Source organism: Mycobacterium bulgaricum (genome assembly GCF_041287165.2).
Classification (GTDB): domain Bacteria; phylum Actinomycetota; class Actinomycetes; order Mycobacteriales; family Mycobacteriaceae; genus Mycobacterium; species Mycobacterium bulgaricum.
This window is the reverse complement of the sequence record NZ_JBGGKV020000001.1, coordinates 852,378-878,885: the sequence shown is the minus strand read 5'-3', so window position 1 is coordinate 878,885 and position 26,508 is coordinate 852,378. Positions and strand designations below refer to the sequence as shown.

General features: G+C 67.6%; 25 protein-coding genes and 1 tRNA gene. 18 read left to right on the top strand and 8 right to left on the bottom strand.

The genetic code is table 11. The features are described from left to right. Positions 1-3: 3 nt before the first annotated feature. Both ACAG24_RS04300 and ACAG24_RS04295 read left to right on the top strand, forming a co-directional pair. The gene (locus ACAG24_RS04300; RefSeq protein WP_370471423.1) at positions 4-438 is read left to right on the top strand and encodes a nuclear transport factor 2 family protein; all 435 of its coding nucleotides are present in this window, start codon (positions 4-6) and stop codon (positions 436-438) included. Further along, positions 434-1,288, top strand: coding sequence for an SDR family NAD(P)-dependent oxidoreductase (locus ACAG24_RS04295; RefSeq protein ID WP_370471787.1), 855 nt, complete (start codon positions 434-436; stop codon positions 1,286-1,288). Before ACAG24_RS04300 ends, ACAG24_RS04295 begins: the two co-directional genes overlap by 5 nt. Before the next feature lie 33 nt (positions 1,289-1,321). On the opposite strand, the gene ACAG24_RS04290 is transcribed toward ACAG24_RS04295, so the two are convergent. Beyond that, positions 1,322-2,974 (bottom strand): long-chain-fatty-acid--CoA ligase, encoded by a 1,653-nt coding sequence (locus ACAG24_RS04290; protein WP_370471422.1) that lies wholly within the window; start codon positions 2,972-2,974, stop codon positions 1,322-1,324. Between the two features lie 90 nt (positions 2,975-3,064). On the opposite strand from ACAG24_RS04290, the gene ACAG24_RS04285 reads away from it, so the two are divergent. Beyond that, positions 3,065-3,364 (top strand): CDGP domain-containing protein, encoded by a 300-nt coding sequence (locus ACAG24_RS04285; RefSeq protein ID WP_370471421.1) that lies wholly within the window; start codon positions 3,065-3,067, stop codon positions 3,362-3,364. A gap of 13 nt (positions 3,365-3,377) precedes the next feature. Then, on the top strand, positions 3,378-3,782 hold the full coding sequence (locus ACAG24_RS04280) for an HIT family protein (protein ID WP_370471420.1): 405 nt from the start codon (positions 3,378-3,380) through the stop codon (positions 3,780-3,782). Here ACAG24_RS04280 and ACAG24_RS04275 read toward each other — a convergent pair. Both ACAG24_RS04275 and ACAG24_RS04270 read right to left on the bottom strand, forming a co-directional pair. Next, positions 3,754-5,247: a sensor histidine kinase gene (locus ACAG24_RS04275; RefSeq protein WP_370471419.1), complete on the bottom strand. Its 1,494-nt coding sequence runs from the start codon at positions 5,245-5,247 to the stop codon at positions 3,754-3,756. The two genes, ACAG24_RS04280 and ACAG24_RS04275, sit on opposite strands and share 29 nt — an antisense overlap. Positions 5,248-5,265: 18 nt before the next feature. Then, positions 5,266-5,982 carry a response regulator transcription factor gene (locus ACAG24_RS04270; protein ID WP_370471418.1) on the bottom strand — a complete coding sequence of 239 codons (717 nt, stop codon included), beginning with the start codon at positions 5,980-5,982 and terminating at the stop codon, positions 5,266-5,268. Between the two features lie 95 nt (positions 5,983-6,077). On the opposite strand from ACAG24_RS04270, the gene ACAG24_RS04265 reads away from it, so the two are divergent. Continuing rightward, a complete protein-coding gene (locus ACAG24_RS04265) occupies positions 6,078-6,812 on the top strand; it encodes an MlaD family protein (RefSeq protein ID WP_370471417.1) in 735 nt (244 codons plus the stop codon). On the opposite strand, the gene ACAG24_RS04260 is transcribed toward ACAG24_RS04265, so the two are convergent. Beyond that, entirely contained in the window at positions 6,809-7,216 is a 408-nt protein-coding gene (locus ACAG24_RS04260) for an HNH endonuclease (RefSeq protein WP_370471416.1), read from the bottom strand. The genes ACAG24_RS04265 and ACAG24_RS04260 overlap by 4 nt on opposite strands. 121 nt (positions 7,217-7,337) lie before the next feature. Here ACAG24_RS04260 and ACAG24_RS04255 point away from each other — a divergent pair. The 7 genes from ACAG24_RS04255 (at position 7,338) to ACAG24_RS04225 (ending at position 16,382) form a co-directional block, all read left to right on the top strand. After that, a tRNA-Thr gene (locus ACAG24_RS04255) sits at positions 7,338-7,409 on the top strand. A 238-nt stretch (positions 7,410-7,647) separates the two neighbouring features. After that, positions 7,648-8,898: an alpha-hydroxy acid oxidase gene (locus ACAG24_RS04250; RefSeq protein ID WP_370471786.1), complete on the top strand. Its 1,251-nt coding sequence runs from the start codon at positions 7,648-7,650 to the stop codon at positions 8,896-8,898. Between the two features lie 93 nt (positions 8,899-8,991). After that, positions 8,992-11,238 (top strand): maltose alpha-D-glucosyltransferase, encoded by a 2,247-nt coding sequence (treS, locus tag ACAG24_RS04245; protein ID WP_370471415.1) that lies wholly within the window; start codon positions 8,992-8,994, stop codon positions 11,236-11,238. An 83-nt stretch (positions 11,239-11,321) separates the two neighbouring features. Continuing rightward, a complete protein-coding gene (locus ACAG24_RS04240; RefSeq protein WP_370471414.1) occupies positions 11,322-12,575 on the top strand; it encodes a L,D-transpeptidase in 1,254 nt (417 codons plus the stop codon). A gap of 13 nt (positions 12,576-12,588) precedes the next feature. After that, positions 12,589-12,966, top strand: coding sequence for a BlaI/MecI/CopY family transcriptional regulator (locus ACAG24_RS04235; RefSeq protein WP_370471413.1), 378 nt, complete (start codon positions 12,589-12,591; stop codon positions 12,964-12,966). Next, positions 12,963-13,880: a M56 family metallopeptidase gene (locus ACAG24_RS04230; protein WP_370471412.1), complete on the top strand. Its 918-nt coding sequence runs from the start codon at positions 12,963-12,965 to the stop codon at positions 13,878-13,880. Before ACAG24_RS04235 ends, ACAG24_RS04230 begins: the two co-directional genes overlap by 4 nt. Positions 13,881-14,348: 468 nt before the next feature. Continuing rightward, a complete protein-coding gene (locus ACAG24_RS04225; protein WP_370471411.1) occupies positions 14,349-16,382 on the top strand; it encodes a DUF4185 domain-containing protein in 2,034 nt (677 codons plus the stop codon). Between the two features lie 4 nt (positions 16,383-16,386). On the opposite strand, the gene ACAG24_RS04220 is transcribed toward ACAG24_RS04225, so the two are convergent. Together ACAG24_RS04220 and ACAG24_RS04215 are read right to left on the bottom strand one after the other, a co-directional pair. Beyond that, the gene (locus ACAG24_RS04220; RefSeq protein ID WP_370471410.1) at positions 16,387-17,289 is read right to left on the bottom strand and encodes a DKNYY domain-containing protein; all 903 of its coding nucleotides are present in this window, start codon (positions 17,287-17,289) and stop codon (positions 16,387-16,389) included. A 16-nt stretch (positions 17,290-17,305) separates the two neighbouring features. Next, positions 17,306-17,974 (bottom strand): M15 family metallopeptidase, encoded by a 669-nt coding sequence (locus tag ACAG24_RS04215; protein WP_370471409.1) that lies wholly within the window; start codon positions 17,972-17,974, stop codon positions 17,306-17,308. 62 nt (positions 17,975-18,036) lie between these two features. On the opposite strand from ACAG24_RS04215, the gene ACAG24_RS04210 reads away from it, so the two are divergent. From ACAG24_RS04210 to ACAG24_RS04185, 6 genes are all read left to right on the top strand, one after another. Then, positions 18,037-19,158 carry an XdhC family protein gene (locus ACAG24_RS04210; RefSeq protein WP_370471408.1) on the top strand — a complete coding sequence of 374 codons (1,122 nt, stop codon included), beginning with the start codon at positions 18,037-18,039 and terminating at the stop codon, positions 19,156-19,158. A 93-nt stretch (positions 19,159-19,251) separates the two neighbouring features. Further along, on the top strand, positions 19,252-21,606 hold the full coding sequence (locus ACAG24_RS04205; RefSeq protein WP_370471407.1) for a xanthine dehydrogenase family protein molybdopterin-binding subunit: 2,355 nt from the start codon (positions 19,252-19,254) through the stop codon (positions 21,604-21,606). A gap of 2 nt (positions 21,607-21,608) precedes the next feature. Beyond that, positions 21,609-22,301, top strand: coding sequence for an SRPBCC family protein (locus tag ACAG24_RS04200; protein WP_370471406.1), 693 nt, complete (start codon positions 21,609-21,611; stop codon positions 22,299-22,301). Continuing rightward, entirely contained in the window at positions 22,298-23,191 is an 894-nt protein-coding gene (locus ACAG24_RS04195) for an FAD binding domain-containing protein (RefSeq protein WP_370471405.1), read from the top strand. Before ACAG24_RS04200 ends, ACAG24_RS04195 begins: the two co-directional genes overlap by 4 nt. Then, positions 23,184-23,657, top strand: coding sequence for a (2Fe-2S)-binding protein (locus ACAG24_RS04190; protein ID WP_370471404.1), 474 nt, complete (start codon positions 23,184-23,186; stop codon positions 23,655-23,657). The genes ACAG24_RS04195 and ACAG24_RS04190 overlap by 8 nt, the downstream gene beginning before the upstream one ends. A gap of 98 nt (positions 23,658-23,755) precedes the next feature. After that, positions 23,756-24,646: an NAD(P)-dependent oxidoreductase gene (locus ACAG24_RS04185; RefSeq protein WP_370471403.1), complete on the top strand. Its 891-nt coding sequence runs from the start codon at positions 23,756-23,758 to the stop codon at positions 24,644-24,646. 18 nt (positions 24,647-24,664) lie between these two features. Here ACAG24_RS04185 and ACAG24_RS04180 read toward each other — a convergent pair whose 3' ends face one another. Next, entirely contained in the window at positions 24,665-25,507 is an 843-nt protein-coding gene (locus tag ACAG24_RS04180) for an SDR family oxidoreductase (protein WP_370471402.1), read from the bottom strand. Positions 25,508-25,555: 48 nt separating this feature from the next. After that, positions 25,556-26,452: an enoyl-CoA hydratase gene (locus ACAG24_RS04175; protein ID WP_370471401.1), complete on the bottom strand. Its 897-nt coding sequence runs from the start codon at positions 26,450-26,452 to the stop codon at positions 25,556-25,558. Positions 26,453-26,508 lie beyond the last annotated feature (56 nt).

The following is a 26,508-nucleotide window of genomic DNA, read 5'->3' as shown; positions in this document are numbered from 1 at the left end:
CTGATGACCGGCACGACTGAGGATCTGGCACCCGTCGTCGCAGCGTCACGCAACTCGTGGCGCTGCGTCCAGACCGGTGACCGCGAGGGCTGGCTCGCGCTGATGTCCGACGACATCGTCGTCGAGGACCCGATCGGCGAGGCCGTCACCAATCCGGACGGCACCGGCGTGCGCGGCAAGGAAGCGCTCGCGGCCTTCTACGACACCAACATCGGTCCGAATCAGCTCCGGATCACCTGCGAGGAGACCTTCCCGTCGAGCAGTCCGACGGAGATCGCCTACATCCTGATCCTGGAGACCACGTTCCCAAACGGGTTCGTCGCGACGGTGCGTGGGGTGTTCACCTACCGCGTCGACGACGCCGGCCTGATCACCAATCTCCGTGGCTACTGGAATATGGACGCGATGACGTTCTCCGAGGTGGAGAAGACGGATTAGTTCCGGACTCGCGGGCCGCGCGGCGGTCGTCGTCGGCGGTACCCGCGGGGTCGGCCTGGAAGTCGCGCGCCTGCTGGCCGCGCTGGGCGCCCGGATCGTGGTCAACGGCCGCGACGCCGAAGCGGTAAGCCAAGCAGCACAGGGGATTCCGGACGCCATCGGCCACCCCGGCTCCCCCGCGGACCCGTCGGTGGCCGACTCCCTGATCGGCACCTGTGTGCACGAGTTCGGCCGGATCGACATCCTGGTCAACTGCGCGGGCACCGCGGAGCCGGTCGGGTCGTCGGTCCTCAATGTCACGAGCGGGCAATTCCGGGATCTGCTCGACGCGCACCTGCTGACCACGTTCGAGACCTGCCGCGCGGCGGCTCCGCACATGGTGGCCCAGCGCTGCGGTGCGATCGTCAACACCAGTTCCTTTGCGTTCCTGGGTGATTACGGGGGGACGGGTTACCCGGCGGGCAAGGGCGGCGTCAACAGCCTGACGCTGGCGATCGCAGCCGAACTGAAAGAGCACGGGGTGAGGGCCAACGTGGTGTGCCCCGGCGCCAAGACGCGGCTGTCGACCGGATCGGACTACGAAGCACACATCACCGAGCTCAACCGTCGCGGCCTGCTCGACGACGTCAGCTTTCAGGGCGCGCTCGACGCCGCACCGCCCGAGTACGCGGCGCCGACCTACGCGTACCTGGCCGGAGACCTCGCCAAGGACATCACCGGCCAGATCTTCATCGCAGCAGGCGGATTCGTCGGACGGTTCGACCGACAGACGCCCTCGCTCGTCGCCTACCGCGGCCACCACGATGAGCCGCCGTGGACCGTCGAGGAGATTGCAGCGCAGGTGGGCTGAACGCCTCCCTGAGCGTGCTCCCCGCGTCGGCGGTCACGGGAAGGCCGTAGGCAGTTGATGGTCGCGGAACTGTTCCCGCAGCTTCAGCTTGAGCATCTTGCCCGTCGCGGTGTGCGGCAACTCGTCGACGAACACGACATCGTCAGGTAGCCACCACTTGGCCACTTCGCCGGCCAGATACTCCAACACCTCTTCACGAGTCGCGCTGTGGCCCTTGCGCAGTACCGCGATCAGCAGGGGCCGCTCCTGCCATTTCGGGTGCGGCACCCCGATGACGGCGGCCTCGGCGATCGCCGGATGGCCCACCGCGGCGTTCTCCAGGTCGATCGAGCTCACCCACTCCCCGCCGGACTTGATGACATCCTTGGCGCGGTCGACCAACTGGAGGTAGCCGTCGGGGTCGATGGTCGCGACGTCCCCGGTCGGGAAGAAGCCCTCGGCGTCGAGCTTGTCGCCGCCCTCGCCTTTGAAGTAGCCGCTGGCGATCCACGGCCCCCGCACCCACACCTCGCCGAACGCCTTGCCGTCCCAGGGCAACCGGTTGCCGTCGTCGTCGACGATCTTGAGCTCGACACCGCAGATGCCGCGCCCCTGTTTGAGCAGCAGGTGAGCCCGTTCGTCGTCCGACAACCCCTCGTGTTTGGGCAGCGGGCGGCCAATCACACAGAGCGGACTCGTCTCGGTCATCCCCCATCCCTGCATCGCCATCGCGCCGAAGTCCTGTTCGAAGCGCTGAATCATCGACAGCGGCAGGGCCGCGCCACCGGTGCCCGCAAGCTTCAACCCCAGCTCGTGCGGATCGATGTCGGGGTGCTCGTCGAGATAGGAGAACAACATCATCCACACGGTCGGGACACCTTGGGACTGGTTGATGCGCTCGGACTTCATCAGGGAGTAGACCGATTCGCCGTCGAGGTGCGGGCCCGGCATCACCAATGTCGCCCCGACCATGGCCGCGGTGTACGGGGTGCCCCACGCATTGGCGTGGAACATCGGCACCACGAGCAGGATCCGCGATCCGCTGTGGATGTCGTTGGTGTCGCGGGCAGCGTTCATCAGCGTGTGCAACATCGTCGAACGATGCGAGTAGAGAACGCCTTTCGGATTCCCGGTGGTGCCGGAGGTGTAGCACAGCGAGGAGGCGCTGCGCTCGTCGAACTCGGGCCAGTCATAGTGCGTGGACTGCGCGCCGATGAACTCGTCCCAGCAGAGCACGCGGTCTCGGGGCACGCCCGGTAGGTCGGGCATGTGTTCGCGATCGGTCATCACGACGAACTTCTCGACCGCCTCCAGCGACGGCGCGAGCTGACTCACCAGAGACGCAAAGGTGATGTCCAAGAACAACACCCGGTCCTCGGCGTGGTTGAGGATGTAGGTGATCTGCTCCGGGAACAACCGGGGGTTGACGGTGTGCATCACCGCGCCGGAGCCCGAGACACCGAAGTACAGCGCGAGATGGCGGTCGCTGTTCCAGGCCAGCGTCGCGATGCGGTCGCCCTGCTCGATGCCGAGTTCGGCCAGAGCGTTGGCCACCTGCTTCGACCGTTCGTTGACCTCGCGCCACGTGGTGCGCCGGATCGGCCCCTCGGGAAGCCGTGAGACCAGTTCGGTGTCGCCGTGGAACGTCGCCGCGTAGTCGATGAGCGAGGAGATCATCAGCGGGCGGTCCTGCATCAATCCCAGCATGCCGCCAGGCTAGAGCGAATCCGGTGCGCAAAACGACGCTTACGGTTCATTTGCGCGCCGGATCCCCGCTGGACGGCGTAGCTTCGGTGGATGTCCCCAGGGAAGCGCCGAATCGCCGGAGGAGTGGCCGCCCTGGTGGTGGCCGCAGCGCCGATCGTCACCGCCGCGCCGGCAAGCGCCGGCTGCGTCTACGGGGGGCCGTTTCTCGGCAAGTGCGACGGACCGATCCAAGCCGACGGGAACTGGGAACGGTGCATCACGGTGGCGAGATACGTCCCCTCAGGTCTCAGCTCACATCTGATCCCCGTGAAGAACTGTCAGTTCATGGGTCCCGCGATCCGGCCGGCCGATCCCAACTTCGCCGACCCCCCGGTGCATATCGCCCCCTAGTAGCGTGGGCGCCATGGCGACCATCTTCACCAAGATCATCAACGGCGAGATCCCCGGGAGATTCGTCTACGAAGACGACGACATCGTGGCGTTCCTGACCATCGCTCCGATGACGCAGGGCCACACGCTGGTCGTCCCGCGCGCCGAGATCGACAACTGGCAGGACATCGAGCCCGCGGTGTTCGCGCGGGTCATGGAGGTCTCGCAGCTGATCGGTAAGGCGGTGTGCAAAGCCTTCGACACCGAACGCTCGGGCGTCATCATCGCCGGGCTCGAAGTGCCGCACCTCCACGTGCACGTGTTCCCGGCGCGCGATTTGTCCGACTTCGGTTTCGCCAATGTCGACAACAATCCGTCTCCGGAATCGCTCGACGAAGCTCAGACCAAGATCAAGGATGCGTTGGCGCAGCTGCGCTGACCGGCACTGCTGCCTCCGCGATACGCGGCAGGTTCACCCGGAACCGACAGCCACAACCGGGTGCGGTGGTCACGCTGACCCGTCCGCCGTGCGCGTAGACCAGCGAATCGACGATCGACAGGCCGAGCCCGGTGCCTCCGCTGGCCCGCGCCCGCGACGAGTCGGCACGGTAGAACCGCTCGAACACCCGGTGCGCGTCCTCTGCCGTCATCCCGGGACCTTCGTCGCACACCTCGACCACTGCGGCCTCATCCTCGGTGCCGACGCGCACGGTCACGCCCGCGGACTCCGGGGTGTGCTGCAGCGCATTGACGACGAGGTTGGACAGGACCTGCCGCAACCGGGCCTCGTCACCGAGGACCTCGGGGGTGCCGGGACCGTCGAACACCTCCATCCGGATCCGGCGCTGCGGGGCGATGGACTGCGCGTCGTGGACGGTGTCGCTGGCCAGTGCCAGCAGGTCGACGCGATGCCGCTCGAGGGGACGCTGCGCATCGAGCCGGGCGAGCAGCAGCAGGTCCTCGACGAGCAGGCCCATCCGTCGCGACTCGCTTTCGATGCGGCCCATCAGCATCTCGACGTCGCGTGCGGCGCCCTGTCGGTACAGCTCGGCGAAGCCGCGGATCGTCGTCAGCGGAGTGCGGAGTTCGTGGCTGGCGTCGGTGATGAAGCGCCGCATGCGGTCCTCGGAACTTCGGGCCTGCTCGGCAGATGACTCCGACGACGCCATCGCCCGCTGGATCTGGGTGAGCATCCCGTTGAGCGCCAACGACAGGCGGCCCACCTCGGTGCGCGGATCCCGTTCGGGCACACGGCGATCCAACTGCCCCGCGGCGATCGCGGCAGCCGTCTGCTCGACCTCCGATAGCGGGCGCAGGCTGCGATGGACCACGGCGTAACCGGCGATGCCGAGCACCAGCAGCACAGCCGCGCCGATGCCGACCTGGGTGTACACGAGCGAGCGCATGGTTGATTTCACGTCGGACAGATCGATGGCGACGGTGGTCAGTTCGCCGCGCAGCCCGCGCACCGTCATCGCTCGCCACTGCACGTCGGAGTGGTCGACGGAGCCGACGGTCACCGGCTCGGGTCCGACATTGTTGTCCGCCGGCAGCGCGGGTTCTGCTTCGCGGTCGTTGACGGCCATCCAGATGTGCCCGTCGGGATCCATTCCGCGGACATAGAAGTCCGTTGGTGGGCGCGCCGGGTTGGGGTCGTCCACCGGGGCCGTCGGCAGCCGCCGGGGCACCTGGGCCCAGCCGCGCGACGCGTCGAGCAACGTGTCGTCGACGCGGTTCATCAGGCTGTGCTGCATGATCGTCGTGACCGCGATCCCGGAGGCCAGCAGCCCGCACGCCACGAGCAGCAGCGTGGCCGCGACCAGCCCCACCCGTAGCGGGATACCGCGTCTTAAGCGCCTGGTTCGTCCGGCCACACCGCCATTGTCCAGATCAGCGCCATTCATGGCTCTTCGCGCGAGCGCTCACCGCGGCTCCCGGAGGACATAGCCCACGCCCCGTAACGTGTGCAGCAGCCGCTTGTCGCCCGTGTCGATCTTTCGGCGCAGGTAGGAGACATAGGACTCGACGACGTTGACGTCGCCTCCGAAGTCGTACCGCCACACATGGTCGAGGATTTTCGGCTTCGACAGCACCGTGCCCGCGTTGATGATGAAGTAGCGCAGCAGGGTGAACTCCGTCGGCGACAGCGAGACGGGCTCTCCGGCCTTCCACACCTCGTGGGTGTCCTCGTCGAGTTCGATGTCGGCGAACGTCAGCCGCGACGTGCGCGGCTCCTGGTGTCCCGCACCGGACCGGCGCAGGATCACCCGCAGCCGGGCGACGACCTCTTCAAGGCTGAACGGCTTGGTCACGTAGTCGTCGCCGCCGAGCGTCAGACCTGCGATCTTGTCCTGAAGCGAGTCGCGGGCGGTGAGGAACAGGGCGGGCGCCTCGATGCCGTCGGCGCGGAGCCTTCGCAGCAGTCCGAAGCCGTCCATACCCGGCATCATGACGTCGAGGATGATCGCGTCGGGACGCACTTCCCGGGCCTTGTCGAGGGCGGCGGGTCCGTTGGATGCGGTGTGGACTTCGAAGCCTTGGAACTTGAGGCTGACCGACAGCAGTTCGACGATGTTCGTCTCGTCGTCAACCACCAGCACGCGGGCCTCGGGGACGCTCTCCGGTACGGGCATGGCCATAGACCCTCATGTTTCTCCCTTCAGTTGGAAATGTGCTGCCTGCCAGCTGTGCACTTCCTGTGAGTTTGAGCTTGCATGGTCCATAGACTGGGGCGATGAACCTCGCCAAGTCCCTGACCGATCTCGCATTCGCGCCGGTGCGGGTTGGTTTGGCGGTCGCCGACGCCGGCCTCGGGGTGGCCAAGGGCGGCATCGACATCGCGCAGCGCACCTTGGGTGAGGGCCGGGACACCGCCCGGCAGACGCCGACGTCGTTCGCGTCCATGCTGGGGGTCCAGGACGCCGTCGAGCGCGCGAACCGCCTGGCCAAGCTGATGGACGAGGACCAGCCGCTGGGCCGGGCGCTGGCTCCCGGTGGCCCGATCGACCGGTTGCTACAGCCCGGCGGGGTCATCGACCGCCTGACCGCGCCCGGTGGCGCGCTGGACCGGATGACGCAGGAAGAGAGCGGGTTGATGCGGGCCATCGAGCCCGGCGGCCTCGTCGACCAGCTGCTCTCCGAGGAAGGCCTGGTGGACCGGCTCCTGGCCGAGGACGGCGTTGCCGACCGGCTGTTCGCCGAAGGCGGTGTCGTCGACACGCTGACCGCGCGCAACGGTCCGCTCGAACAGCTCGCCGCGGTCGCGGACACCCTGAACCGTCTCGCCCCCGGCCTGGAAGCCCTGGAGCCGACGATCGAAGCGCTCCGCGAGGCCGTCATCGTGCTGAGCCAGGTGGTCAACCCGCTGAGCAACATCGCCGACCGGATCCCGCTGCCGGGCCGGCGCCTGCGCGGCCGGCCGACGTCGCGTCCGGTCACGTCGCAACGGATTGTCGAAGCCGAGGACTAGTACGACTGTCCGTCCGCGTAGCGCTGTCGGCGGTAGTAGCGGCCCTTGCCGCGGTTCCTCGCTTTGTAGGTGGGCAGTTGGCTATCGCAGTTGGGGCAGATGAGTCGCAAATTCTCGCGGCGATCATTGGTCGGATCGCCGTCGATGTGGTCGACGACGAGCGCGAGGGTGAGGCCGTTCCACGTGCTTTTCAGTCCGCAGAGTGCGCAGCACCCGCCTTGCTGGTCATAAAGGTAGTCACGGACGAAGTGCCCCTGGTGCGACATCCGGCCGCAGACACCGGTTGCGAGCCATGCCTCCAGCAGCAGGCGCCGCCTATAAGACTGCTGACATGCATTGCTGCAGAACACTTTCTGCTGACGGGTCTTCAAATCGACTCCGCACCCGAGACAGGTCCTGGCCACACTCCGACGCTAACTGCGAGCACCGACAACCTAGGAACCTCTTCGCTCAGGGTCCATGATGCGGCCGTGCGTGTCTGTCGACGGCCAGCGGCTAGAATCGGAAAGGTCCGCTACCGGACACGCCTCCTTAGCTCAGTGGTAGAGCAACGCTCTTGTAAAGCGTAGGCCGTCAGTTCGAATCTGACAGGGGGCTCTCAGTATTTTGATCTCCGCTGCTCAGAGGGTTGATTCTTCATACAGTCAGATCCTCTTCTGACGCTCGTCCCGACCTAGACCTTTGGCCAGCAAACTCATGGGGTGTTGGGCAGTGGCCCGTCAACGCCGCGAGCGCTACGCCGATGGACAGTCCTCTGACGATCGGGCAGCCTCCGTCGACCTCACAGCGATCGGTAACGTTCACCCCCGAAGACATCGGCAAGGAGGGCGGGACCATGGAGCGTCGTGTGCCCAGGGTCGCTGATCTCGCTCCGCTGATGCAGTTCAAGAAGCCTCAGCTGAACCCGAGGACCCGGCGCCTGGAGAAGGCGCTGACCATCGAAGACCTGCGCCGCATCGCCAAGCGACGCACCCCCAGGGCGGCGTTCGACTACACCGACGGCTCCGCGGAGGCCGAGTTGTCGATCGCGCGTGCTCGACAGGCGTTCTCCGACATCGAGTTTCAGCCGGCCATTCTGCGAGACGTGTCCGCGGTCGACACGGGCTGGGAGGTGCTCGGCGCGCCGGTGGCGCAACCGTTCGGGATCGCGCCCACCGGATTCACGAGAATGATGCAGACGGAGGGCGAGATCGCCGGCGCCCGCTCGGCGGGCCGGGCCGGCATCCCGTTCTCGCTGTCCACCATGGGAACCACGTCCATCGAGGACGTTGCGCAAGCCAATCCACACGGCCGCAACTGGTTTCAGCTCTACATGTGGAAAGACCGTGACCGCTCCATGGCCCTGGTCGAAAGAGCCGCCGCCGCAGGCTTCGACACCCTGCTCGTCACCGTCGATGTGCCCGTCGCCGGCGCCCGTCTACGGGACAAGCGCAACGGCATGTCGATTCCGCCCGCCCTCACCCTGCGTACCGTCGCCAACGCCATACCGCGCCCGCAGTGGTGGTTCGACTTCCTGACCACCGAACCGCTCGCCTTCGCGTCGTTGGACCGCTGGTCGGGAACGGTGGCCGAACTGCTGGACACGATGTTCGACCCGACGGTTACGTTCGAAGATCTGGCGTGGATCAAAGCCCAGTGGCCCGGAAAGGTCGTTGTGAAGGGCATCCAGACCCTCGCCGACGCCCGCAGGGTCGTCGATGTCGGCGTCGACGGCATTGTGCTGTCCAATCACGGCGGCCGCCAGCTCGACCGAGCCCCGGTGCCGTTCCATTTGCTGCCCGAAGTCGCCGCCGAGGTCGGCAACGACACCGAGGTCATGCTGGACACCGGGATCATGTCCGGCGCCGACATCGTCGCCTCCATTGCTCTCGGGGCGCGCTTCACCCTCGTCGGCCGGGCATACCTGTACGGCCTCATGGCCGGGGGCGAGGCCGGAGTGGACAGGGCCATCGCGATTCTCTCCGAGCAGGTGGCCCGCACGATGCGCCTCCTGGGCGTCACACGCCTTGACGAGCTCAACGCCGCTCACGTCACACAGCTCGTTCGTCTCGCCCCACGACAAGCGCCGCTGTCCCAGCCGCTCTAGCTGCGGTTCCGTCCGTCCAGTTTCAAGACCGCCCGGACGCGGCAATACTCGGGGGCAGTCGATACGAACCCCAACCTTGCGAAGGGCGGAACCTTGTCTCAAGCCGCGGAGTCGGACCCTGAAGAGCAGGGCAACGAGGCTCCCGAGATCAACTTCGACGAACACCTCCACCCGGCACGACCTCGATCATTGCGGTTCCGGCCGCGCGTGCGCACCCCGTTCACCCGGCGCTCGCTGGCCCGGGACGGTTCACCCACCGGCGACAACCCGGCGTATGTGTCCTGGCTGATCAGCCAGTCGATGCTCGCCGACGCCAACGAGATCAGCCAGCAGTTCTCGGGTCAGGGCTCGATGTGGCAGAACCCGTACGCGACGCCGAGCGCCCGCGGTGCGGTCGACACCGCCGCAGTGTGGTTCACGGCCTACCCGCTGTCGCTGATCACGCGGTCCAACGAGTCGTTCCTGAAGGCGATGGCCGATGCCGACATGTGGAAGGCGTTCGCGGAAATCGGCATCGAGGCCGTGCACACCGGCCCGGTCAAGCGCGCCGGCGGTATCTCCGGCTGGGAGCTGACGCCCAGCGTCGACGGCCACTTCGACCGCATCAGCACCGAGATCGATCCCGCCTTCGGCACCGAGGAAGAATTCCGGCAGATGTGCGGCACCGCCAACTGGTACGGCGGCACGATCATCGACGACATCGTGCCCGGTCATACCGGTAAGGGCGCCGACTTCCGGCTCGCCGAGATGAAGTACGCCGACTATCCCGGCATCTACCACATGGTCGAGATCGACCCTCGCGACTGGGAGCATCTGCCCGAGGTGCGTCCCGGTGCGGACTCGGTGAACATCGACGCCGCGACCGAGGAGTGGCTCGACAAGGCGGGCTACATCATCGGCGCACTGCAACGCGTCATCTTCTACGCCGAGGGCATCAAAGAGACCAACTGGAGCGTCACCCGTCCCGTCGTCGGCATCGACGGCGTAGAACGGCGCTGGGTATACCTCCACTACTTCAAGGACGGTCAGCCGTCGATCAACTGGCTCGACCCGTCGTTCGCCGGGATGCGCCTGGTCATCGGCGACGCGCTGCATTCGCTCACCGATCTCGGCACCGGTGGCCTGCGCCTGGACGCCAACGGGTTCCTCGGCGCCGAGAAGACCGCGGCCGAAGACAGCGCCGCCTGGTCGGAAGGCCACCCGCTGTCGGAGGCGGCCAATCACCTGATCGCCAGCATGGTCCGTAAGGTCGGCGGTTTCACCTTCCAGGAGCTCAACCTCACGATCGACGACATCCGCGAGATCGGCGAAGCCGGCGCGGACCTGTCCTACGACTTCATCACCCGTCCGGCGGTTCAGCACGCGTTGGCCACCGCCGACACCGAGTTCCTGCGGCTGACCCTGCGCACCACACTCGAACTCGGTGTCGACCCGGCCTCGCTCGTACACGCGCTGCAGAACCACGACGAGTTGACCTACGAGCTCGTGCACTGGTCGACCGGCCACCGCGACGACATCTACACCTACAAGGGCGACGAGGTCACCGGCGAGCAGCTCGGCGAGATCGTCCGCACCGACCTGCGCGAGAAGCTGTCCGGCGAAAATGCCCCGTACAACCTGGTTTTCACGACGAACGGGATCGCGTGCACGTCAGCGACGATCATCGCCGCCGTCCTCGGTGTCACCGATCTCGATGACATCGTCGACGCAGAGCAGATCGACCGGATCCGTCGGGCACATTTGCTGCTCGTGATGTTCAACGCCCTGCAGCCGGGTGTCTTCGCGCTCTCCGGGTGGGATGTCTGCGGAATGCTGACGCTACCGTCATCGAAGATCCCCGAGCTGCTACGCGAGGGCGACACCCGCTGGATCCACCGCGCCGCCCACGATCTGATGGGCGTCAACCCCGAAGCCACGCAATCCCCCGCCGGGATGCCAAGGGGCAGAAGTCTTTACGGATCCATTCCGGATCAGCTGGCCGACGACACGAGTTTCCTGCGCCAGCTGCAGGCGATCCTGAAGGTGCGCTCGCACTACGGCATCGCCACCAGCCGCCAGATCGACATCCCCGAGGTGTCACAGCGCGGCATGCTGGTCCTCGTTCACCAACTCGACGAGGTGAATCAGTACCAGCTGACGGTGCTCAATTTCGCCAACGAGGACGTTACGGGCACAGTGCGATCCGAGAAGCTACCGCCGGGAAGCGAAGTGTCCGACATGTTTTCGGGGAAGGCCATGGCCACGGTCGACGATCTGCACAGCTTCAGCGTCGAACTGTCCGCACACCACGGGCTGTCGCTGCTCGTCGAGGCCCCGATCGAGGACGCGCCACAGGACTGACCTGCAGCGCGAGCGCCGAGCGCGCCGAGTCATCTACTATGTAGCTACGTAGATCCGCCGCCTCGACGACTCTGGGAGAAGCCGTGACGACGCCCCGCCGCAGCCGGCTCGCAACACTGTTCGCCGTTGCCTCGATCAGCCTGCTCGTGGCCAGTCAGAGCGGGTCCCCCACCACAGAGCGCCGGGCCGAGACGGTGGCCGCCTCCGCCGAGTCCGTCGAGGTCGCACCGACGCCGGCGAAGCTGGCGATCCACTCCGACGGCGACGAGCACGGCGTGCGTCCGGTGGGATCCGTCCGGGTGACGGCGACGTCGGGGACGCTCACCGACGTCCGGATGACCAACGAACTCGGCAGGCAGGTCAGGGGGTCGATGGACGCCGACGCCCGGGAGTGGACGCCCGCCGAACCACTCGGCTACGGGCGCACCTACACGGTCCAGGCCACCGGCATTGGCACGGATTCGACGGTGGCAAGCGAGGTTTCGCGCTTCAACACGGTGACGCCGACCAACCAGACCAGCGTGTCGCTGTACGGAACCTCGGGCGCCGAACTCACCGAAGGCGCGACCTACGGCGTCGGCATGGTGGTCGTCGCACGCTTCGACGAGGACATCCCCGACCGAGCAGCCGCCGAACGACAGCTCAAAGTCACCACGACGCCTCGGGTGGAGGGGTCCTGGTACTGGGTCAACGACCGCAAGGCGCACTGGCGCCCGCGCGAGTACTACCCGCCGGGCACCCAGGTCACCGTCGATGCGGGCATCTACGGCAACGACCTGGGCGGGGGCCTCTACGGCCGGGAGGACACCCGCGTCAGCTTCCGCATCGGCGACTCACGGGTGGCGGTTGCCGACGACGCGACCAAGCAGGTGAGCGTCTACCTCAACGGCGAGCTGATCCGCACCATGCCGACGTCGATGGGCCGCGGCGGCACAGAGACGGTGAACGGGAAGACGATCGCGTTCTGGACCCAGCCGGGCACCTACACGGTGATGGAGAAAGAGAAGTCGGTGGTGATGGACTCGTCCACCTACGGCCTGCCGGTCGGCGCCAGCTCCGGCTACCGGCTCAACGTCGCCAATGCCGTCCGCATCAGCCCCGACGGAATCTATCTGCACGAGCTCGCATCCACGGTCTGGGCGCAGGGCAACACGAACGTCTCGGCCGGGTGTCTGAACCTGAGCCCCGAACACGCCAGGTGGTACTTCGACTTCGCTCAGCCCGGCGATGTCGTCGAGGTCCGCAACACCGGCGGAGAACCCCTGCAGCAGTGGCAGAACGGCGACTGGTCGCTGACCTGGGATCAGTGGACCCGCGGCAGCGCGCTGCGCAGTTAGTTATCGTCAGACGGTGCAGCAGCGAGGTTTCGGCGACCTGGAGGCCGTGGTCATGGACCGCGTATGGTCCAGCGATCACGAGGTCACCGTGCGCGAGTTGTTCGACGAACTGCTCTCGGAACGCGAAATCGCCTACACGACAGTGATGTCCACCATGGACAATCTGCACCGCAAGGGCTGGCTCGATCGCCGACGAGTCGGCAAGGCCTACAGCTACTGGCCGACGATGACACGCGAGGAGCGGTCGGCGATCCTCATGCGCGATGCGTTCCACTCCGGCGGCGACGCCGACCTCGTCCTGAACTTCTTCCTCGAGCAGATGGACGACGACGAAGCCGCCCGCCTGCGTGCCGCGCTGCGCAAGGTCGCTCGCCGCTCCCCCGCCTCATGATCGCCTCCATCTGCCTGCTCGCCTATGCCGCAGCGCTGGCCTTCCTGATCCCTCGGGCGCTGACGCGCGTGACCGGCGGCGGGCACAGCCCGAAACTGGCGGTGACGGTGTGGTTGACCGCGATCGCGGTCGCGATCTCTGCGTGGATCGCGGGAACCGCCGGCATCGTGCGGGAGGTGCTGGGGTCCCACGCCATGGACCCGATGCGGTACTGCACCGAGGCGATCCTGGCCCTTCACGACCTGGGGTGGGGCGGGGACATCGCACTCGGCGCGGCGGGATTCGCCGCGCTGGTGGCGTCGCTCGCCGCCGCGAGGCGGATGGTGGCGGCGCTGCGACGGTTGTGGCGTCGCAGCCGGGACCACGCGCACGAGGCACGCCTCGTCGGCGCCCCGACCCGGCAGCCCGGGGTGGTCATGGTGCACACCGACCGCGCGGCCGCCTACTGCGTCGCGGGCAAGCCCGATGCGATCGTGGTGACGAGCAGGGCGGTGCAGCGCCTGAGCGAACCCGAACTCGCGGCGGTCCTCGCCCATGAACGAGCCCATCTCAAGGGTCGCCATCCCCAGCTGATGATGCTCCTGCGGGCGCTGGCAGCCTCGCTTCCGGCACTGCCCCTGTTCCCGGCGGCAGTGGCCGGCGTGGGGCGCCTCGTGGAGATGAACGCCGACGACGTCGCGGCGCGGGAGCACGGTCGCGACGCACTCCTCACCGGGCTGGTGACCCTGGCGGGTCCGACGCCGGCCGACGGGGCGGCACTGGCCGCTGCGGGCACCGCGGTCCTGGCGCGCGCGGAGCGCCTCGCGACGCCTGCCGCGCGGCGTGCGCTGGTGAGGGAACGGTTCACACTGATGACGACGAACGCCTCGCTGGCGTCAGCGCCCGCGCTGGTGGCCCTCGTCTGCCATCACTGACGCGTCGGCCCGTCAGGAGGCGGTGGTCGAAGGTACGCCGATCGCGAAGCGATCAATCACCCACGCCCGGGTCGGTCGGGATCGTCGCAAACAGGGCTGTCGACGGCGGCCAGTCCGCGCGGCGGCTCCGACACCACGAGGCGGGCTTCGCCGGGCGGGCGAGGACGAGTCGGTCATCATCCGGGCCCGACCTCGGGCCGACAGGTCTGACCTCGCGGACGGCGTAGGGGACGTCGTCATTGCCCAGGGAAACGGTATGGCCGGAAAGCCACTGCAGGACCCGCATGCGGGGTCTATGTTCCATTTGCTGAAGCGGATCCCTGCACGGGGCGAGCCGCTAAATCCGCATGGTCACAGTAACGAAACGAAAGCTGCAGCGATTTAACCTTTTGCTCGCTGCCCCCTTCCCGATGCGATTCAATGGACACCGACGACGGGGGCCGATCAGAGCTGGATTGAAGGGGTTTCATGGGTGCCGCAGCGTACGTCGGCCGGATCGGCGGTCTAGCCGTCGCGTTGGGCGTCGGGTCAGCAGTATTTGCAGGACAGGGTGTGGCGTGGGCCGACGACACGGATTCGACGGCTTCGGGAACCTCGTCAGCAGCAACGTCGCAGGGTGACACCACCGGCGACAGGAAGCCCACCACCAAGGCGGACCGAGCCGCGGCGGACGAGTCCGACGACACAGCGCAGGACGCCGAGGTCGACGGCGACGACAAGGTCGACGGCGACGACGAGGACCCCCAGGTCGACTCCCCCGCCGACGAGGCCGTCGACGAGGACCGAACAGGGACCGAGACCGACGAGGACTCCGACGCCCAGGAGGATCCGGCGCCGGAGCCTGCAGCGCCGACCGGAGAGGCAGCTCCCGCTGGCGACCCCGACGTGCAGCCGGCGGTCGAGCCGGGCGCCGGCGAGGTCGCGAAGACCACCAAGGCGACCGCGACCGCCGGTGACGACCCCGCGATTCCGCCCCGGGCCGCGGAGACGGTCACAGTGGCCACCCAGGTCTCCACCGCTCTGGTCCCGCAGCAGGACGACGAGGCTTCGACAGCAACGGCGCCCACAACGACGACATCGACCACGAAGCCCAACCTGATCAGTGCGATCGTCAACGTGGTGAACAGCATGATCGACTGGGCGCACCAGAAGGCCGACACGCAGCCAGGGGATGCCCCCCAGCCGCCGTTCCTGTGGGCACTCATGGCGTTCGCCCGCCGCGAGCTCGACAACCTGTTCGCGGCGCGCACCACGAATGCTCCGCGCAGCAGCGCTGTCGCGCCGACGAGCCTCGCGTTGACCGACGCGGCGACCGCGGCAGCGACGGCGGCCGCCAACTCGCCGTGGTTCAACCCCCAGGTCAGTGCTTCGACGAGGTTCATCGACTGGGTGACGGGGCCCTACGCGAACACCGTGGGCCGGTTCCAGATCTACGGCACCGACCTCGGCATCATGTGGGACAACGGCATCGTCGACAACCCGGCCACCCCCGAGATCGAGAAGCGCCAGATCCTGATCGCCGTCGGCGACAGCTTCGGCCTGCCGGGCATGCAGGGCAGGCACATCTACAACACGCTGTTCCGCAGCAGCGACCGCGACCTCTCCGACGGGATGACCATCCCGGACGGAGAGTGGTTCAACGGCAACATGTTCGGCGGCGCACCGCTGGACGGCGCCACCCGGGCGCGGCCGATCATCAACCGGCCGTCGTGGCTGCCCGGTTCGGTGACCCTCATCCCGACGGCGGGTGTCTCGGTCGTGACGCCCGACGATCCGCTGGCGAAATTCGGCGTCACGCAGTACGTCAGCTTCATGTCGGTGACCAAGTGGGGTCAGGCGGGCCGCTGGACGACGAACTACTCGGCGGTCGCCTACTCGTATGACAACGGGGAGAACTTCGTGGTCGCCCCCCAAAGTGTCCGGTACAACTCGTTTTTGAGCGGCAACAGGAACTTCCAGCAGTCGGCCTACGTGAAGGGCGGCGACGGCTACGTGTACGTGTACGGCACCCCCAACGGGCGGCAGGGCGCGGCCTACCTTGCGCGCGTGGCCGAAGAGAACATCCTCGACGTGTCCAAGTATGAGTACTACAAGAAGGCGTCGTCGGGCTGGTTCGGCAGCACCACCCCGGCCCGCTGGGTCAAGGGCAGCCCGTCCTCGGCATCGGCCATCATCGGCAAATCGGGCGGACTGTTCGGATTCACCAAACCCGGTTACACGGTCAGCGAAATGTCGGTGCAGTACAACGAATATCTGAAGAAGTACGTCGTGCTGTACGGGGATCAGGCCAACAGGATCGTGATGCGCACATCGGACACCCCCGAGGGCGTCTGGTCGGATGCGACGGTGCTGATGAACCAGCAGACCGGCGGCATCTACGCGCCGATGCTGCACCCGTGGTCGCCGTCGACGGAGGGTACCGGCTCGAAGCTGTACTGGAACCTGTCGCTGTGGTCGGACTACAACATCATGCTGATGGAGACCGACCTCTCGAAGCTCTGATACCTCAGTCGCCGAAGGAGATGCCTGTCTCCGAGCAGCCGGTGGCCATCCGTCCGGGTGGGAACGTCGCGGGGTCGGCCGTGGCGATGACCGTGTTCCGGTAGTACGCGCCCGCACGGTCGGCGGCGCATTCGAAGTTCTTGTTGAGCACTTCGAAGGTGGCGGGGTCGGCTCCGGGGATGGTCTTGCCCATCCAATACACCCGTGCGTTGTCGGCGGCGTACGGACCTTCGAGGGGGCGGAACGCGCCGACATCGGCGCCGGGAATCTGCGCGTCGAAGTAGAACGCCGCCGCGTCGTCGACGGCGTACGCACCCTCGGTCAACCGGAAGGTGGCGGGCGAGGCGCCTTCGATCACGGTGCCGTTGACGAAGACGTTGCCGCTGTCCTTGGCGTAGAGGTAGTGGTCGTCGTCGGCGATGATCACGAAATTCTGCGGGTCGCCGGACAGTACGGAGCCGTCGGTCCAGTACACGTTGACGCTGTCGCGGGACAGATCGCTGCCGAGGAACACGAAGTTCGCGGGATCCCCACTGATCGGCTGGTCGTGCTGATAGACCCGGTTGCGATCCTTGGCGAACCCGGGACGGTCCAGAAGCTGAAACGACCCGGCATCCGCGCCTTCGAGCGGGTGCCCGTTGATGTAGACGTGCTGACGGTCACGCGCATACGTGCGGTCGAACACCTCGAACGTTGCCGCATCGGCGCCGTCGATCTGGAATGCCTTGCCCGGGAACGCGTTCAGATAGTAGGCCGCGTCGTTGCGAATGTGATAGCCGGCCTCGTCGACCAGCGAGCTCGGTTCGTCGTCACTGCTGCATCCGGCCAACGCAAGAAGCACGACAACAGCCCCGACCATGGCCCCGACTACGGCCCCGACTACGGCCGCCGTCAGGACTCTGCGCATACAACCATCGAAGCATCTAATCGACGGGCACATCGAGAATCGGACGTTCCACTGCCGCGCCCGGGCCGTCGAAATGCCACCATTCGCCGTCGTAGACCGTGAAGCCGCCCGCGGTCATCGCATCCCGGAGGCGGGCCCGGTTCGACTGCGCGGCCGCGCTGACGCCGTCGGTGGCGTAGGCGAGGCTGCGCTCGGTGAAGTCGTCGAAGCCGGTGCCCATGTCCACCAAGCCCGCCGCGCCGGCGAGCGTGACATCCACTGAGCGTCCCGCGACGTGGCTACGGGCGAACTCGCCGGGCCGCGCGACCCACGCCGGGTTGGGCACCTCGTCGAACATCCGCACCTGCACCGCGTGCGGCCGGTAGCAGTCCCAGAAGACGAGCCGTTCGCCGCCCGCACGCAACAGATTCGCCGCCGTCTCCAGGCCAGGGGCCAGCGACTCGTGCACCATGCACCGGGCCCCGGCCGGGTACAGGGGGATGCCGACGAAGTTGTCCGCCGTCGCGTACCGCAGATCGACCACCGCGTCGGGGACGACGCTGCGCACGTCGACGAAACCCGCGGCCCGGGCGGCATCCGACACCGGAGGGATCGGCGTCGCCGAACCCGTGGCCGACGGCCCTGCCGCGGCGACGGCGGCCAGCACGCCGCCAATGATCAAGTAGCGCAGCGTGAAAACGCTCATCCTGTGCACTGTAGAGGTCCACGTCGCACGGACCGCCACTTCGGCGGGCATACACTGCGGTCGTGCGCGACATCCTCGACGACGTGCTGCGAGTCTGGCGGGCCGGCGGCACCGCCGGGTTGTCCACGGTGGTGCGCACGATGAAATCCGCGCCGCGCCCGCCCGGCGCGGCGATGGTCGTCTCACCCGACGGCACCGTCGCCGGTTCGGTGTCCGGCGGGTGCGTGGAAGGCGCCGTCTACGAGACGGCCAACGAGGTCGTCATCAGCGGATCCCCCGAACTACAGCGTTACGGCGTCAGCGACGACGATGCGTTCGCCGTGGGCCTGACGTGCGGCGGGATCATCGACATCTTCACCGAGCCGGTGTCGCGCAACACCTTTCCGGAGTTGCAGGACGTCGCCGACGACATCGCCGCCCACCGCCCGGTCGCGATCGCCACGGTCATCGAACATCCCGACCCGAGCCGCATCGGGAAGCGGTTGATCGTCGGCAAGGAATCCCGGCGGGGCTCGATCGGTTCGTCCCGCGCCGATGACGCCGTCGGCGACGACGCGCGCGGCCTCCTCCTCGCGGGCACCTCGGCCGTTCTCACCTACGGCCCCGACGGCCAGCGTCAGGAAGCGGGCATGGAGGTGTTCGTCTCCAGCTACGCCCCTCGGCCGCGGATGCTGGTGTTCGGTGCGATCGATTTCGCCGCCGCACTGGCGCAGCAGGCGGCATTCCTGGGCTACCGGGTGACCGTCTGCGATGCCAGGCCGGTGTTTGCGACCGCAGCGCGTTTTCCCGCCGCAGAGGACGTCGTCGTCGAGTGGCCGAACCGCTATCTGGCCGACCAGGTGGAGCAGGGCGGCATCGACACCCGGACCGCGATCTGCGTGCTGACCCACGACCCGAAGTTCGATGTCCCAGTCCTGGAGGTCGCGCTGCGACTGCCCGACGTGGGCTACATCGGCGTCATGGGCTCGCGGCGCACCCACGACGACCGCATGCGGCGGCTGCGGGAAGCGGGCCTGACGGACGCCGAGCTGACCCGGCTGGCCAGCCCGATCGGCCTCGATCTGGGTGCCCGCACGCCCGAGGAGACGGCGGTGTCGATCGCCGCCGAGATCATCGCGCGCCGCTGGGGCGGCGGCGGGCGGCCACTCACCGAGACCGGCGGACGGATCCACCACGAGGCGTGAGAACCGTGAGGCGGGCGTGAGACACTGCCTATGGAAATGTCGCTCTCGGATGCGATAACGTCACTCTTCAGAGTCTGAGGAGTGTGATCGCGCGTGACCGACACCGTTGTCGAAGCCAGTGATTCGATTGCGCCCCGCTACGCGGGTCAGCGTGTCCCCCGCGTCGAAGACAGCCGCCTTCTCACTGGTCACGGCCGATTCGTCGACGACATCACCCGCCCCGGGATGCTGCACGCCTGCTTCGTACGCAGCCCGTTCGCCCACGCCACCATCAACGGGATCGACGTCACCGCGGCCCTCGCCCTTCCGGGTGTGCACGCGGTCTTCACCGCCGCCGATCTGAACCCCGAGGTACGCGAGGCGTGGCATGCGGTCGCCGGCAAGGACATCCCCGACACTCCGCGTCCACCGCTCGCCGAGGGCGAGGTCAAGTTCGTCGGAGACCCGGTCGCGCTGGTCATCGCCGACAGTCGCTACCTCGCCGAGGACGCCGTCGACCTCGTCGACGTCGACTACGAGCCGCTGCCCGCCGTCGCCGACTTCCGCAAGGCCATCGGTGGCGCCGAGGCCGGCGTGCCCGTCGTCCACGACGCGTACCCGGACAACGTCGCCGGCGGCATGGGCGGCATGCCGCCGGACGAGGAACTGTTCGCCTCGGCCGCGCACGTCGTCGAGGAACACATCTATCAGCAGATGTACGTCCCGGTGCCGATGGAGACCCGCGGCATGGTCGTCGAATGGACGCCGACGACCTCGGAGCTGACGGTCTGGGCGTCCACCCAGACCCCGCACGAGTTGCGGGCGTTCGCGGCGCGGCTGCTGGGCATCCCCGCCCAGGGCGTCCGGGTGATCATGCGCGACACGGGCGGGGCGTTCGGCCAGAAGGTCGTGCCGATGCGCGAGGACATGTGCATCCTGCTCGCCGCCCGCAAGGTGCCTGCGGCACTGAAGTGGATCGAGGATCGCCGCGAGAACCTGATGTCGGCGGGCCAGTCCCGCCACGTCGACGGCAAGGTGCGGATGGCGTTCGACGCCGACGGCAAGATCCTGGCCGCCGACATCGACTTCATCCAGGACGTGGGCTCCTACCCGACTCCCTATCCCGTGCTCACCACCGCGGCGATCGGCATGTTCTTCCCCGGTCCGTACCGTGTGCCCAAGGCCAGCTTCAACTACAAGACCGTCTTCTCCAACACCCCCGGCCTGCACGCCTACCGGGGCCCGTGGCAGTACGAAACCCTCACCAGGGAAATGCTTCTCGACTGCGCAGCGCGCAAGATCGGCATGGATCCTGTCGAACTGCGCAGGATCAACATCCTCCGCGGTGACGAGATGCCGTTCTTCAACCCGAACGGCATGCCGTACGACAATTGCGCTCCGGCAGACACTTTCGAGCAGGCCGTCAAGATCCTCGACCACGAGGGCTTCCGCAAGGAGCAGGCCGACGCGTTGGCCGAGGGCCGCTACATCGGCCTCGGCTTCTCGGCCTACATCGAGCCGACCGGCGCTGCCACCGGCCACCTCGCCACCGAGGGCGCGACGGTCCGGATGGAGTCCACCGGCAAGATCAACGTCTACGTCAACGGCGGCTCGGCGGGCAACAGCATCGAGACGACGGTCGTGCAACTCACCGCCGATGCGCTGGGCGCCAACATCGACGACGTGTCGAGCATCCAGGGCGACACCGCGGTGACCCCGTACGGGGCAGGCACGCAGGGCAGCCGCAGCGGGCCGATGACCGCGGGCGCCGTCAACGAAGCGGGCTCGATCCTGCGCCGGCAGATCCTCGCGATCGCCGCGCAGATCCTCGGCGTCGAAGCCGGCGACATCGAGCTCGCCGACTCCCGCGCCAGCGTCCGCAGCGATCCGGAAAAAAGCGTCAGCTTCGCCGACATCGCCTACCGGTCCTACTACGACCCCGCACAACTCGCAGGCGTCTCGCCGACGCTGGAGGCCACCGCGCGCTTCAATTCCCAGGCGATGATCCACTGGGCCAACGCCACTCACGTCTGCACCTGCGAGGTCGACGTCGAGACCGGCCATGTGACGCTGACCCGCTACATCGTCAGCGAAGACGTCGGCCCGATGATCAATCCGAACGTGGTCGAGGGCCAGGTCGCCGGCGGCACCGTCCAGGGCATCGGCGGCGCGCTGCTGGAGAAGCTCGCCTACGACGACGCGGGCAACCCGGTGGCATCGACATTCGTCGACTACCTGCTGCCGACCGCCACCGAGGTGCCCCCGATCGAGTTCGGCCACGTCGAGATCCCCGGACCCGGGGTCGGCGGATACAAGGGCGCCGGCGAAGGCGGAGCCATCGGCTCACCGCCCGCGGTGATCAACGCGATCAATGACGCGCTGGCTCCCCTCGGCGTCACACTGACCCAATTACCCGCCACGCCAGCCACAATCGTCGACCTGATCGAGCAAGCCGGAAAGGACCACTGACGGTGGAACTCAACAACGAATTCCGGGTCGCGGTACCCGCCTCGAAAGTCTGGGACGTCTTCACCGACGTCAAGCGCGTGGCCCCCTGCCTGCCCGGCGCCACGCTGCTGTCGGTTGAGGGTGACACCTTCAACGGGGCGGTCAAGGTCAAGGTCGGCCCGATCACGGTGTCCTACAAGGGCGTTGCGACCTATAAGGAGAAGGACGCCGCGGGCCAGCGGATCGTGCTGCGGGCCGAGGGCAAGGAGACGCGGGGCAACGGCACCGCGGCGGCGACCGTCACCGCCCAGCTCAAGGACGAGGGCGGCTCCACCCACGTCGACATCACGACCGACCTCGCGATCTCCGGCAAGGCGGCCCAATTCGGGCGCGGCGTGCTCGCCGACGTGTCGGGCAATCTCATCGCGCAGTTCGCCCGCAGCCTGGAGGCCGAATTGCTCGGCGGCACAGCCACATCGTCGGCCACCCACGCGCCGACCGCCGAGGCGGCCGCGGTGGCGGCACAGCCGGCCGCCGATTCTGTCGACCTGCTCAAGGTCGTCGCGGTGCCGATGGCCAAGCGGTTCGCCCCGGCGATCGCCGCGGCGGCCGCGGCCGGAGCGGTCGGATTTCTGATCGGACGACGTCGCCGAAAGGCGCCGGCGGCGGTGCTCGCCGACGACCTTCAGGCAGTCCTCGCCCGGCTGTTGTCATGAAAGCCGCACCGTTCGCCTATCACCGCCCGGAGTCCGTGGCAGAGGCGGTGGCGCTGCTCGGCGAGTACGGAGACGAGGCGAAAATCCTTGCGGGCGGCCAGAGTCTGGTTCCGATGCTGGCGATGCGGCTCACCCATTTCGAGAATCTGATCGACATCTCCCGTGTCGAGGAGCTGCGCAACATCGAGCTTCGTGACGGCGCCGTGTGGATCGGTGCCGGCACCCCCCACGCGTTCGTCGGTATGGATGACGAAGTCGCCGAATCGGTTCCGCTGCTGACGTTGTCGACCCCGCATATCGGGCACTTCCAGATCCGCACCAGGGGTACGCTCGGCGGCGCGATCGCCCATGCCGACCCCGCGGCCGAATACGCCGCTGTCGCCGTCGCTCTCGACGCCGAGATCGAGGCGACGTCCGCGCGCGGCACCCGCAGGATTCCCGCGGCGGAGTTCTTCACCGGCCTGTGGGAGACGTCGCTGGCGTCCGACGAGATCCTGACTTCCGTCGCTTTCCCGGTGTGGTCGGGGCGGTGCGGCTTCTCGGTGCAGGAGTTCGCACGCCGCCACGGCGATTTTGCGATCGCGGGCGCCACGGTCGCGGTCGAACTGGACGATGACAACAAGGTGGCTCGCTGCGGAATCGGGCTGCTCGGCATGGGGTCCACCCCCGAGCGCGGCACTCCGGCGGAGTCCGCGATCATCGGGAGGCCGGTCGGTGACATCTCGGCGGAGGAATTCGGCAAGCTCGCCGTGTCCGCACTGCAGGATGTCCCCGCCGACCTCCAGGGCTCACCGGCCTACCGGTCGAAGGTGTGCGCCACGATGGTCGCGCGGGCCTGGACCGAAGCGACGACCGCGGCGGTCGAAACGATGGAGGCACTCAATGCATGAAGTTCCGGTCGAGGTCTCGGTCAACGGTCGGCGCCACTCGGCGGCCGTGGAACCGCGCCTGACACTGGCCGACTATCTGCGCGAGAAGTGCGGCCTGACAGGCACTCACCTGGGATGCGAGCACGGGGCGTGCGGCGCCTGCACCGTGCTGCTCGACGGCCAGGCGGTGCGCTCGTGTCTGATCTTCGCCGTCCAGGTCGACGGCCAGGAGGTCACCACCGTCGAGGGCATCGCCGACGACAACGGCGAGCTCTCCCCCGTGCAGGCCGCGATGCGCGAGTGCCACGGTCTCCAATGCGGTTTCTGCACACCAGGATTCGTCACCAGCATTACCGCGCTCCTGCGGGAGAACCCGACGCCCACCGACGAGGAGATCCGCGAGGGCCTGTCCGGCAACTTCTGCCGCTGCACCGGCTACCAGGGCATCGTCAACGCGGTGAAGCGCGCCTCCGAAACGCTGAGCTAGTACTCGCCAGGCGCCGAGCGTGCGCCAGTGGCGGGAATCTGGCTTTTTCTTCACCACCACCGCACGGTCGGCGGCCTTCTATGGGGCATCGTGAGGTCATGAGAATCGGATTCATCGGTTTGGGCAACATGGGTTCCGGCATGGCCGCCAATCTCGTGTCGGCCGGCCACGACGTCATCGCCTTCAACAGGTCCCCGGAGAAGGCAGCGGCGCTCGCCGAGCGGGGGGCCACCGCCGCGCCGACGGTCGCGGCGGCGTGCGGCGCCGATGTCGTCGTGTCGATGCTCGCCGATGACAGCGCGGTCGAAGCAGTCACCTTTGGCGCGGGAGGAATAGTCGAATCACTGGCGGAGGACGCCGTCCACGTGTCGGCCAGCACGATCAGCATGGCGCTGGCCGAGCGTCTCAACGCGGCGCACGTCGGCGCCGGCCAGGCATTCGTCTCCGCGCCCGTGTTCGGTAGGCCGGAAGCCGCAGCCGCCGCCAAGTTGTTCGTCGTCGCCGCGGGACCGTCGGAACGGATCACGGCCCTGCAGCCGGTCTTCGATGCGCTCGGGCAACGCACGTTCGTGGTGTCCGGCGACCCCAAGATCGCGAACCTGGTGAAATTGTCGGGCAACTTTCTCATCGCGGCGGTCATCGAATCATTGGGCGAGGCAATGGCTCTCGTCGGCAAGGCCGGCGTGGACAAGCGAGAATTCCTGGAACTGCTGACGTCCACGCTGTTCGACGCTCCGGCCTACCGGATCTACGGCGGACTGCTCGCCGACGGGCAGTTCGAGCCCGCCGGCTTCGCGGCGCACCTCGGATTGAAGGATGCCAGGCTCGTGCTCGCGGCCGGCGAACAGCTCGAGACGCCGATGCCGGTCGCCAGCCTGATCCGCGACCGGTTCCTCACGCTCCTGGCGGGCGGTGGGCACGAACTCGACTGGGCAGCGCTCGGCGCGGTCGCGACGTGGGAAGCCGGCGGTCCGAAGCCCGGATCCTGATCCGAGCTGTGCCGCGTCCTACTTCGCGACGACGCCGCGCAGCCCGTCGGCCCCGAACAGCGGCTCGAGCATTCCCGAGAGGTCCGGACCGCGGCGCAGGCCGTGCCCGCCGTCGACATTGATGACCTGGCCGGTGATGAAACTCGCTGCGTCGCTGAGCAGGAACACCGCCAGACTGGCGACATCCTCGACCTCGCCCACCCGCGGCAGCGGTGTGCAGGATGCGTAGTCCTCGCTGAGCGCCGGAGTGTCGATGATCGGGGCCACCATGTCGGTCTTCGTGAGGCCCGGCCGGATGCCGTTGACTCGCACCGAGGACGGGCCCAATTCGTCGGCGGCCACCATCATCAGGTGGTCGAGCGCGGCCTTGCTCGGGCCGTAGGCGCCGAACCAGCGGTGGGTGTTGCTCGATGCGATCGACGAGATGCCGATGAACGACCCTCCGCCGCCGCGAACCATCTCACGTGCGGCGTGCTTGAGCACGTACATGGTGCCGTTGATGTTCAGGTCGACCGTGTTGCGCCAGGCGGCCGAATCGATCTGCGTCAGCGGACCGATGGTCTCCGAGCCGCCCGCGCTGTGCACGACGCCGTCGAGCTTGCCGTGCCACGCCGTCGCCGCATCGACGAGGCGCGTCGCCTGGTCCTCGTCGGTCACGTCGGCGGGCTCGTAGATGACCTCACCGGCACCCTCGCCCGCGGAAGCTTTGATCTCCTCCGCGGCGGCGGCGAGCTTGTCGGCATTGCGGCCAGCGAGCACCGCGTTGCCGCCGGACGCCACGACCGCGGCGGCGACACCCTTACCGATCCCGCTGCCACCACCGGTGATCAGGTAGGTGCGATCCGCCAACGACAGCAGCATGGAAACTCCTCGATAGCCCGACTAACTAGAACAGGTTCCAGTTATACGTCACGGCTCGTCGCGGCGGGAGACCTCTGGTGCGCCCAATGTGCGCCAGTCCGGCACATTCGGCGGCAGACCGACCGGGTAGCGATTCTCGTTGTGGGCCGCCCAGTGGGCGTGCCCGAGCTCGTGGATGTGGAACGCATGCCGAAGCGCCTCGGTGAACCCCATCGCGTCGCTGGCTGCGTTGACCGAGTCCTTCACCAGCAGCGCCGCCATCGTCGGGCGTTCGGCGATCCTGCGGGCGAACTCCAGCGTCTTGTCCTCCAACTCAGCGCGCGGGAACACCTTCGACACCATGCCGAGCCGGTAGGCCTCGTCGGCGTCGAGAGCGTCGCCGGTGAGCAGCAGCTCCTTGGCCTTGCGGGCGCCGAATTCCCAGGGGTGTGCGTAGTACTCCACGCCCGGCATGCCCATCCGCACCGCGACGACGTCGCTGAACTTGGCGTCGTCGGCCGCGACGATCAGGTCGCAGGCCCAGATCAGCATCAACGCCGCAGAGATCGCGTTGCCCTGCACCTGGGCGATGGTGATCTTGCGCAGGTCGCGCCACCGGCTGGTGTTGTTGAAGAAGTAGTGCCATTCCTGCAGGTAGGTCCGCTCGATCACGGCGTCCCTCGTGGCCCCGTTGAACGTGAAGGTGGGGTGCTGGCCGGGTCCGGGTGCGCGCTCGGCCAGCGCCTGCTCGGACCCGAGGTCGTGACCTGCCGAGAAGTTCTTGCCCCGCGCGGCCAGGATGACGACGCGCACCTCGTCGTCGGCCTCCGCCCTCCCGAACGCCTCGTCGAGTTGCACCAGCAGCGTCCGCGACTGCGCATTCTGCGCGTCCGGCCGGTTCAGCCATATCCGCGCGATGCGGCCCTCGTCGAGCGTCTCGTACGTCACCTGATCCTGGTCAGCCACACGTTGCACATTACGTCCGAAGTGTCACGTCCCTGCACACGGGCCCAGCTCTGCGC